At 40.4% G+C, this 11,319-nt stretch carries 6 protein-coding genes and 1 pseudogene; 4 read left to right on the top strand and 3 right to left on the bottom strand.

Going from position 1 to position 11,319, the window contains the following annotated elements:
• The 4 genes and pseudogenes from ACEW8O_RS04235 to ACEW8O_RS04220 all read left to right on the top strand — a co-directional run.
• Positions 1-262, top strand: a pseudogene (locus ACEW8O_RS04235) (hypothetical protein); the annotation flags it as partial.
• On the top strand, positions 259-3,012 hold the full coding sequence (locus ACEW8O_RS04230) for a carboxypeptidase-like regulatory domain-containing protein (protein WP_373493378.1): 2,754 nt from the start codon (positions 259-261) through the stop codon (positions 3,010-3,012). The pseudogene ACEW8O_RS04235 and the gene ACEW8O_RS04230, both read left to right, overlap by 4 nt.
• Positions 3,012-4,169 (top strand): DUF4249 domain-containing protein, encoded by a 1,158-nt coding sequence (locus tag ACEW8O_RS04225; protein ID WP_373493377.1) that lies wholly within the window; start codon positions 3,012-3,014, stop codon positions 4,167-4,169. Before ACEW8O_RS04230 ends, ACEW8O_RS04225 begins: the two co-directional genes overlap by 1 nt.
• A 2-nt stretch (positions 4,170-4,171) precedes the next feature.
• Complete coding sequence (locus tag ACEW8O_RS04220; protein WP_373493376.1) at positions 4,172-5,809, top strand: hypothetical protein; 1,638 nt, start codon at positions 4,172-4,174, stop codon at positions 5,807-5,809.
• A gap of 28 nt (positions 5,810-5,837) precedes the next feature.
• On the opposite strand, the gene ACEW8O_RS04215 is transcribed toward ACEW8O_RS04220, so the two are convergent.
• The 3 genes from ACEW8O_RS04215 to mdh all read right to left on the bottom strand — a co-directional run.
• The gene (locus tag ACEW8O_RS04215; protein WP_373493375.1) at positions 5,838-7,505 is read right to left on the bottom strand and encodes a mechanosensitive ion channel family protein; all 1,668 of its coding nucleotides are present in this window, start codon (positions 7,503-7,505) and stop codon (positions 5,838-5,840) included.
• A gap of 82 nt (positions 7,506-7,587) precedes the next feature.
• Complete coding sequence (locus tag ACEW8O_RS04210; protein WP_373493374.1) at positions 7,588-10,308, bottom strand: hypothetical protein; 2,721 nt, start codon at positions 10,306-10,308, stop codon at positions 7,588-7,590.
• 101 nt (positions 10,309-10,409) lie between these two features.
• On the bottom strand, positions 10,410-11,319 hold a 910-nt coding region (gene mdh / locus ACEW8O_RS04205; protein WP_373493373.1), incomplete at its 5' end, for a malate dehydrogenase.

Here is an 11,319-nt window from a genome sequence, read left to right as displayed (position 1 = left end):
GCTATGTAAGCATTATAAATTCGTCAACCCGAAAAAAGAAGTTGGGAAATACAGTGGTTATTTCAATGAAGGGACTGATTATTTGCTGAAAAAAGGTAATAGCTTACTTCTTGTCAGAAATAAGAAAAAAGTATTTGAATTTCTGGAATTGGAAAGAAGGCCCTTTATGAAAGAAATGAGGAGACAAAATATTTTTTTCAAGCCACACCGGAGAATGTTTATGTCTTTGTTGACCGAATATTATAACAATCAAGGCGAATGAAAAAAATCTGGATAATTGTATTCATTCTATTTTGCTTTTCGCTTTCTCCTACTAAAGGTCAGGTGGCAGGTACCGGTGAAGGTGAAAAAATAAATGGACTTTTTGCCGGCATCCCTTTTAAAAGATTTGTTCAGCAGATCGAATCATCTTATCCTTTCAGGTTTTACTTTTCCGATGAATCGATCGGAGGGCTTCAGGTAAACCTCAGTGCCAAGGATAACTCAATCAGGCAGGTACTTGATGCTATTCTTGAAAAAACTGATCTGAAATATGTGATTGATGAGCAAATGAGGGTTTTTATCACCAAAGGGACCAAGATGAATCTGAATTTGCCGGAAATGTTTTTCAGCACCGAAACACCTGATCAAAGTTCCGTGGGTACTCAGAGACAATCTGATGTCGAAAGGGTTTATTCCAGAAATAAATTATATATCATTGGATCAGGATCTTCCGATACAGAAGCCATATTGAAAGGAAAAATAACCGGATTGGAGACCGGGAATCCGGTATTTGGGGCCATAGTTTTTGAAAAGGTGAATTTCACAAGGGTTTTTACCAATGAACAGGGAGAGTACACCATCCGTCTGCCGTTAGGGCGTCACTCTCTTTTTATTCAGAATTTAGGAGGCTTTGTAGAACAGAGACAAATCAGCATTCAGGGTGACGGTATTTTGGATATTGCCATTGAAGAGAATATTATCAGCTTGTCAGAGGTGGTAGTCAGTTCAGAAAAAATGGCCAACATAGCACGGCCTGAAATGGGAGTCCAAAAACTGAACATTGAGACTATGAAAAGGCTTCCTGCGGTTTTGGGGGAGGTGGATGTCATCCGGAGTATCCTGACACTGCCCGGTGTGCAGACAGTTGGAGAGGCAAGTGTAGGGTTCAATGTACGGGGAGGTGCAGCAGATCAGAACCTGATCCTGTTCAATCATGCCACCATTTACAATCCATCCCACTTGTTTGGGCTATTTTCAGCCTTCAACCCTGATGTGGTGGAATCCGTGGATTTGTACAAGGCAGGTATTCCTACCAAATATGGCGGCAGGCTTTCATCGGTTTTGGATGTCAATGCCAAATATGGTGATTCCGAAAAAATCAGAGTCAAAGGAGGAATTGGACTACTGACAGGAAGACTGACCGTAGAAGGCCCCATAGGGGAAAACACCACTTTCATTGTGGGAGGTAGGTCTACCTATTCGGACTGGCTTTTGAATCTTTTGGAAGAAAACACTGATCTTAAAAATGCAAGAGCCTCTTTCTATGATTTCAACTTTAATGTTGCACATAAGATCAACCCAAAAAATACCATTCGGTTCAACTCCTATTTGAGCAGCGACAGCTTCAGGTTTGACCGTGACACGCTGTTTCAATATCAGAATCAAAGCGCAAATTTATCGTGGGTCCATTATTTCAATGAAAAAATGGAAATGGAAGTGGTTGCCGGAAGGGACATGTACAATTTTGGCATTGAAGGCAGGGACAATCCCCCTAATTCCTATGATTTGGGTTTTGATATCAGACAGGATTATGTAAAGGCAAATTTTACCTATGAATATGATGACCGTCACAAGTTGAATTTTGGGGCAAACAGTATCAGGTACAAGTTGAACCCGGGATATATCTCACCTTTTGGTTCAGAATCAACTGTAGATGCCAATGAAGTCAATCCTGAAACTGCCTTGGAAACAGCATTTCATCTGGGAGACGATTTTGAAATCAACGACCAGCTTTCGGTCAATTATGGGGCACGTTATGTGCTTTACCAGTTTATGGGGCCTAATACCCAAAGAATATATGAAGCAGGCCAACCCATTTCTTCCACTACACTTGTAGAGGAAAAAACTTTCGGGAGGGGTGAAACCATCCAAATGTACCATGGCCCGGAATTCAGGGCTTCAGGAAGGTATATCCTCAATAACATCTCCTCCATCAAAGCCGGATACAATACCAACCGCCAATTTATACATTTGTTGACCAACAATGCAGCCATAGCTCCCACAGATACCTGGAAACTCAGTGACCCCAACATCAGGCCTCAATGGGGCGATCAGCTTTCGGTAGGCTATTACCGTAATCTTCAGATCAACCGCTATGAATTTTCCATAGAAACCTATCACCGCAACATGCGTAACCTGGTAGATTTCCGCTCCGGGGCAACACTTATCCTGAACAATGCCATCGAACAGGATATCCTTCGAACCGATGGCAGGGCTTATGGAGCTGAAATTTTGCTGCGCAAAAACACCGGAAGGTTGAACGGATGGGTAAGTTACACCTACTCCAGATCAATGCTGAGAACAGCAGCAGAAGAAACTGCTGAAAAAATAAATGACGGCAATTGGTATCCCAATAATTTTGACCAGCCGCACAATGCCGTTTTTGTAGGGAATTATGAACTGAGCAAGCGGTTCAGCACTTCCATCAATGCCAATTACAGTACAGGTAGGCCCATTACCCTCCCTGTTGCCAAATTTGAATATGGCGGATCCGAAAGGGTTTATTTTTCAGACCGGAATGCTTACAGAATACCTGATTACTTCAGGATGGACATATCTTTCAACATAGAAGGCAATCACAAAATAAGGAAACTCGCCCATTCTTCCTGGTCCGTAGGGGTGTACAATTTACTTGGGCGCCGCAATCCCTATTCTGTATATTTTACTCCTGTCAACGGAGTACTGCAGGGCTATCAGTTGTCGATATTTGCCCAGCCTATTCCATTTATCACTTATAATTTCAGGATCTGATGGTTAAAAAATCATATTATTTCTTTTGGTGCTTACCGGTTATCCTCAGTTTGTTGTCAGGATGCAGGGATCCTTTTGAACCGGAAATAAGATTCAGTGACTTTAACCTTTTGGTGGTGGAAGGATTTATTGAAACTGGTTCAGAAGAATCTATTTTGAAATTGAGCAGAACAGGGCCGATCAGGGGTGAAGAGGAATTTAGAGTGGAATCAGGGGCAATGATAAGCCTAAATGCGGAAAGCGGAGAGAGATGGGACTTTATAGAAATTGAGCCCGGTATGTATTCCCTCACCGGGAATTTTGACCATGATAAAACCTACCGTCTTCAAATATTGCTCAACAATAACCATGAATACTTATCGGATCCGCTCATTCCAATTGAAAGCCCTGAGATCAGCGATATGGGCTTTAACCGAAATGAGGACGGAGTCCAGATATATGTAAGCACCCAGGGCAATCAGGAAGCGGTTCATTTTTTATGGGGCTATGAGGAAACCTGGATGTTCAGGCCTCCGTTTCCTTCACCCTATTTTTACAACCCTGATACCAAAGATATTGAATTTAGAAAACCGGAAGATCAGGTAGGGCGGTGCTGGAGTGAAAACAAAGTCAACAGGATTGTACTCGAAAACTCCGGTAGGTTCACCAATAATATTATCAATCAAAAAGAGGTTGTGTTTATCCCCAACCTTTCTGAAAAACTGATGCAGCGATACAGTCTCAATATCAGGCAAATGGCCATCAGCAGAGAGGCCTTTGAATTTTGGGAAATCATGAGAAAAAACACGGAGGATATCGGAGGAATATTCAGCCCCCTCCCCTCCCTTATCAGAGGTAACATACACGCTGTAAACACCTCGCATCCGGATCCCATCGGATTTGTCAGCATGGGGAAGTCGGGTAAAAAAAGACTGTACATCAACGTACAGGAGCTCACTCCCTGGCAGGTATTTATTCCTGATTATACCGGTTGTGCTATCAACAATGACACCATCCCTCCACAGTTTTATGAATTAGAGTTTGGGGGACCGAATTTTGTACCTGTCGTGGAGGTAGTGGAAGTGTTGACCATATTGGGTTATCAGGGTGCACCGAGGAGATGTGCGGACTGCACACTGAGAGGTTCCAATGTAAGGCCTGATTTCTGGGAGGATTAAATATGAAATTGACACGAAGAATATTATCCATCATTTTAATACCCCTTGCATGGATCATTTTACCCATACCTTCCAATGGCCAAGACCCGGTCTCTGAAAACATCTTCGCACATGTCTCCAAAAACATCGCTGTAGCAGGAGAAAGAGTATGGTTTGCCGTTAGTGCTATTGGTTCCGGAAAAAAAGTCTATTCAAAAATAGCCTATCTGGAATTGGTGGACAGAAATGGCCAACCGGTATTTCAGACCATGATTTATTTGGAAAACGGCCATGCCGAAGGATACCTGGATATCCCGGAGCAACTTCAATCCGATCACTATCTTTTGAGATTTTATACCCGCATCAGTCCTTTTCATGGCAACTCGGGGGTTTTTAACCAGTTCGTCACCATCATCAATCCAAATAGACCTCCTCAACCTCAACAGGAAATCAAAAAAACGGATACCTATATTTTCCAAAAACCACAGCTACTGAATAACTCAGCCACTCTAACTGCAAAAAAAAGGTCTGAGCTGAAAATACCCTTGCCTTCCTCAGAAAATTCAGGGACGGTTTCAATCTCTATTTCCCTATCCAACCCCTATCTCCCGGATTCTTACCATGGCTTTATTGACGGCAGTATTTATAAAAAACCATCCTCCAGAGAAACCTATATCCCGGAACCATTTGGTCATATCATATATACCAAAAATCTCCATGCTGTAATAGACACCACAGAAACTTTCTTTGTTTCCGCCCATGGCAGTCAGTCCGTACTCGTGTCTGCAAAACCCAACCTAAAAGGAGAATTGTTTTTTGAATTGGGCGCATTGAAAGATTATAATTTCCTGATTGCACAGTCATCCAATACTGAAAAACAACTCAATATTTCAACACAATCCCCCTTTTACCCTTTTGAATTTATGGATGATTTTAGATTTCCATCCCTGACAATCGAAGAAAAGGACAGACCGTTTTTGATGAACCTTATTATATCTTCCCAGATTGACACCTTTTTTTACCCAGAAAAAAATGAAGGATTTGAACCTATAGTGACGGGCATGTTGGCCGATATAACCTATTTACTTGATGATTATAACAGGTTTGAGGATATTGCCACCACCTTGAAGGAATATGTACCGGAAGTCATGGTCAGAAAGCAGTCCAAAAAAACACTTTTTAAAGTGATGAACAAACCCTTGGACAATATCTTCCGGGAAAACCCGCTTATCCTGATAGATGCCATGCCTATCTTTGATGCGGACGAATTGGCCACATTCAATCCTGAAAAAATCAAGAAATTGGATATTCTTACCCGGGAATTTCTGTTCAACAAAGACCAATTCGCCGGAGTGTTGAGCTTTACTTCCTTTGACAATGACTTTGGAGGATTCGAACTCCCCGAGAATGCCCTTTACCTTAGTTATCCTAATATCCAAAGACCTATGAAATTAGAAACACCTCATTTCAATGACAATTGGAAGGAAAGCAATTACCCGGATTTCAGAAGCTCACTTTATTGGAATTCAGGAATAGTCCATACAGGGACTTTCGGTGTCTTCACCTCTGAGATTACAGGCGACTATGAAATCCTGATCAGCATGCCGGATCAACGGGGAAAGAGCCATGTCCTGAAAGGCCGCATTCAAGTGACTGATTGATCAATTAAGCAATCTTGAAGAAGATTATTTAATCATCTTTTTTGGTCAATTCTTTTTGGAGAAACTCCTGAAGTTTATCCTGATATACAGCAGTATCATTATAGGTAGGAACCAGAGATTCCTTTTCGGGGAAGTTTTCCATGTGTAAAGTCTGGGTCGGAAAGGCAAACCGGACACCTAAACCATTGGCCAAACGGACTATTGAAACCAAAATTTCATGCCTGCATCTCAATTCTTCGGGCCAATTGGGGACTTCGAAAAAGATGTAAAACATGATATCCTGAGAGTAGGCTGACAGGTTATTGAAATATATATTATATGCGTTCTTTCTGGTGTTGGGGTGATTGTCCACTATTTTTCTCAGGCCTTCTACAAATACCTCAATCAATTGGGGAGGTGTATCATAGGTAATTGTCAATGTGGTATAAAATCTCCTGAAATGCCTCAGCCCATGATTGTCAACAGTAGAGTCTGCAATCTTTCCATTGGGAATGTACATCACTGAATTCCGAAATGTCCTCACTCTTGTGGACCGAAAACCCACCTCTTCCACTGTACCGTCTACATCGCCCGAAGTAATCCAATCACCGACCTGAAAGGGCTTGTCTATGAAAATCATAATTGAGCCGAAAAAATTCTTGATGGTATCCTGCGCAGCCAAAGCAAAGGCAAGACCACCAATAGAAAGGCCTGTCAGGAAAGGTACAATATCTACTTCCAATCCCTCCTTAAGTACAAATAAGGTACCCACAATGACCACAAATGCTTTGAGGGTCTTCCTCAGCAATGGCACTAACTGATCATCCAGGGTAGATTCTGTTTTTTCTGCAAGCTTGGCAAAATACATGGCAACGATATCCACTATTTTGTAAAAGACTATGGTAATGATCAGTGGCTTGGAAGCATTGAGTAATTTCAAAACAAAAGCAACCACTTCTATAGGCAATTGCAATAGTCGGATGAAAAGAGAAGATAGTACTACAATCAAATAGATGCTAGTAATCCTTGCGACGGGCAGTAAATATTTTTCTCCTACATAGCCGTAACCCATTTTGGCCATGATATATAGAAAACCCTTATCCAATACAATTGTGATGACCTTATGGGAAAGGAACAGCAATAAAATCAGAATAAACAGACCCGCCAATTGCCAAAAATGCAAGCCCAAATAAACCTGATTACCCAATTTAGGCAGGATATTAAGTAGTCGATCAGTTCCATAGGGGTAGGTTTCCCTATGCATTTGTTCAATCTGAGACACTGTAAACGCACTGAATTTCCATTCGTTACCTGTTTTTTCCAAATAGACCAAAGGAAGGATTTTGGTATCAAAGAAGAACTTAGCCTGTTTGCTATAAAGGCTGTCAATATAATCCGGATCATTAGGAACATCTGAAATCCTTACATAAACCCCGTTCCCATCAAAAATCTGCTTCAGTTTTATTGCCAGTTTTTCAGCATCGGCTTTATTGTCAGGAGAAAGCTTTAAGACTTCAGCGGCGGTTTTAGGATCATAATTGTCTTCCCGGAGGTTATAAAAAAAACTGAGTGTAGCGGTGTATGGAGTATTCAGACTGTGGAAATCTTCCGGATCGATAGGAATTTGATTTTCATCCAGGACAATCTGCCCTGAAACCTGACCCGAACAAATCAACAACGAAAAAATAAGAGGAATCAAATAAATTTTTTTATACATGTCTTTGGTTCAATTTGGTCGCAAAGTTAACAATATCCTTTCCATCGGGAAAATCTAAAAGAAAATTGATTAATCATAAAAATCATATAGGAAGTCTGTATTCAGAGAATTTATTGTTGCTGACCACATAAATTATATATTCATTTTGTGCAGGAGAATATTTGATTTCCAATTTTTGGCTACCATCTATCGGCCTTGATGTCAATAAATTTCCTTTGAGATCGTAGAGATAAATAAACTCCTGATTTAAGTCCAGCACTACAAAAATATTTTTATCGGCCCCAAAGGAAAAATATTGAAATTGCAGGTCATCGGAAAAAATATTCTTAGAGAACAGTATATTATTTTCCGAATCAAGAAGAGAAACCTTGTTGTATTCATGAACAGCATAGACATACCTGTCGTCTTTTTGATCCTTGATCAAATGAAACTCAGTTTCCCTATCAGGTCTCATAAGCTGATTTCTATAGGTAATTTCCCCTAAGAAATTTACCATGATAATTTCACCTGTTTGTGTTATCGTCACCAACCGGGTTTCTTTAGCACTTCCTCTTTCCAACAAAACATAATCAGTTCCCAAGCTTTCTCCCAACTTTATGGGACTTCCCAATTCCTCATCCCCTCTCCTATTGAACAGATACAATTCTCCTGTATTGGCCAAAGCCAACATCCGGTCACCTATTCCTGCAATTCTATGATGTGCTGGTTTAACCGAAAGTGAGGCATTGATTTTTTTAGGGTTCCAACCTTCCAGAACTAATCCTGATTGGTCTGACAAATATAAATCCCCTTCCATCGTACTGATGAAGAACCTGTAATCCCGGTTATTGTCATAGTCCAGTAAGTTGAGATGGGAAATTCTGCCTTGAGAAAACCGGATCGGGAAATCCGGAAGAAGATTCCCGAATCTATCAATGGCATAAATAAAATTCTTTGTGGCAAAAAGCAGCTGGAGTTTGTTGTTTTTATAAAAATCAAATTGGAATATTTCAGAAATAACCGGGTCATCGAGTTCATAAGAAAACACAAACTCCCCTTCATTTGTAATCAGGTGGATCCTATTTTGCTCGTCCTGAACTACAAATTCAAGACTTTTGTCATTGAAGTTCTGAATACTTTGCGGTCCATATATCAGTTTATCCTCAAAAGTGACCGAGGAGTTTTCCATCAAGATGACTTGCTGGTCTAGTTTTGGTTGTGAAAGATTATAAGTCAATTCCAATCTGACGTTAAGTCGATTTTCAGATTTGGCCAGTTTTAAATAGGTTTTATCAATAGCTTGAAATTGCGGGGAATATTTTTGAAAAAAAGATTTCCAATTTGGATTGCTTGCGTCAAGGATATTTGGCCAAAATCGGGGGATGTCCAGGACAAAATTATATGCGGACCCAGATGAAAAATCTTCCAAGGTTTTTTTATGTTTCAAAGACTTACTCCATACGTTGTCATTACCGATATCATCGATGAATATTTTTATTGCTTTGATACTGTTGCCAAACACAAGAATATCCCCAAAGAAGGTCACATAGGTATTGGCAAAGCCTGAAAAATTTCCATTGAACATATGGGCAGGAAATTCTTCTGTTGTGATCATCAGAATTTCTTTAGTCCGATAACTATCTGTAAATCTTGACACTTCACTTTCGATATCAGACCCAAAAGTAAATTTCTTAAGCAAATCCATTTGCCTTTGAGGATCTTTAGACCTGAGGAAAAGCAATTTATCCTGCGGTTCCTGATTCAATTTCTCCAAATACAACAAGCCTATATGACCGGTCAGGTCATCCAAAAATCCTTCTTTAACGAGCACATTGTCGATGTCTCCCATAACCGTACTTTTAAAGGTAAACTCAGTTTCCATTAAATTGGATATCTTATGAATATCCTCTAGCTGATATTGAAAATATGCTGCGGTCCTATTGGAAATAAAGTCCTTAAAGAATGTAATCGCAGCGAGTGGATTAGCTGTGAATCCAATATTGGGTTTCTCCCCAAGCAGTGCCAGCCCCTCGAGTAAAATCTGATTTTCAGTAAACTTCAGTTCTAGATTGGCTGAAACCTTATTTTTGAAAAAATCATCCAATCCTGAATGGTTGGGACCCTTGCTTATTACTTTGACAAAATTGCTCAAACCATCACTTCCGAGTCTGAGAACTCCGAGACCTGGGGGTATGGGCAACGCTTCAACCAAATCCTTATGTTTTTCTTTGAATCCTCCCAAAGCATCATTTTGAGCATGTCTGATAGCATCTTCCACCAAGAATGAAGTAAAACTCAAAATCTGAAGATTTCCTACCCTTGCATAGGTCAATTCCTTCCCATTTTCTTTGTTTCTATATTCCTTAACATTGACATTACTATAATTTCTGGAGGAAATAGAGACTGCATCTACCAGATTTTTTTCCATTTGATTGACCAATCCAAAATCTGCTTTTGGTGGCGAAGACAAAATGAACAAAAATTCAAATTCTTCTTTACCTACAGGATGCAATGAAATTGAAAGCTGATTTCCCTTGAGGTATTTTTCCAGATTTCCGGACTTTCCCACAAGACTGTCCAAAAATAATAGACTATTCTCTGCATGCTGAAGTGCCGGAATACCTGACAACCTGCCCCAAACCGGTTGAGTGACTATTTGATTCCAAGCCATGACTGCCTGATAGGTTTCAAACACAAAGACAGCATCTGCGGAAACCAACTCCAAAGCATTTCTGGTTTTTTCCTGAAAAATATTCTTATAGGCAAAAAATCCCCCGATTCCGAATAAAAGCAAAATGAGAAGAGCACTTATGATTTTTTTCACTTTCAGGTGGTATAGAGGCTGGGCGGGATCGAAACTAAACAGACAAAAAAACAAAAAATCCCGATATAAAACCGGGATTTTGAATATAATCTTAAATGTGATTATTTGCTTGAGATTTTATCCAGTACACTCATAACCTCTTTGACATGACCTCTTGAGACTTCCAACAGCGATTTTTCATCATCATTGAGATTCAATTCGATTACCTTTTCGACTCCATTTTTACCCAAAATCACAGGAACTCCAAGATAACAATCATCAATACCGTACTCGCCATCCAACTTGATACAAACCGGGAAAACCCTTCTTTGGTTTTTCAAAATGGATTCCACCATCTGTGCAGCCGCTGCACCGGGTGCATACCAGGCAGAAGTACCCATCAACTTTACCAATTCCCCGCCACCAAACTTCGTTCTTTCAATGATTGCATCCAATTTGTCAGCATCAATCAGTTCGGTTACGGGAATACCGGCGACAGTGGTATATCTTGGTAATGGAACCATGGTATCACCATGACCACCCATCAGTATTGCCTGGATTTCTTTGGAGGAAACATTAAGTTCTTCTGCAATAAATGCCCTGTATCGAGCAGTATCAAGGATTCCCGCCATACCGATTACCTTTGTTCTGGAAAACTTGGAAGTGATATGTGCCTGATAAGTCATCACATCGAGCGGGTTTGACACCACTATGATGATGGCATTTGGTGAATGTTTCACTACGTTTTCGGTAACTGACTTCACAATACCTGCATTGGTCTCGATCAGGTCGTCACGGGTCATACCTGGCTTTCTTGGTAAACCTGAAGTAATGACTACTACATCTGAATTGACGGTTTTACTGTAATCATTTGTACTTCCAATTGTTCTGCTGTCATATTGATTGATCGGGGCTTTTTGCCAGATATCCAAAGCTTTGCCCTCGGCTATACCTTCTTTGATATCCACCAGTACAATTTCTTCGGCAATCTCTCTGTAAGCCAATACATCTGCGCATGTAGCACCTACATTT

This window comes from Aquiflexum sp. (genome assembly GCF_041749095.1).
Taxonomy (GTDB): Bacteria; Bacteroidota; Bacteroidia; order Cytophagales; family Cyclobacteriaceae; genus Aquiflexum.
This window is presented reverse-complemented; position numbering and strand designations above follow the sequence as displayed.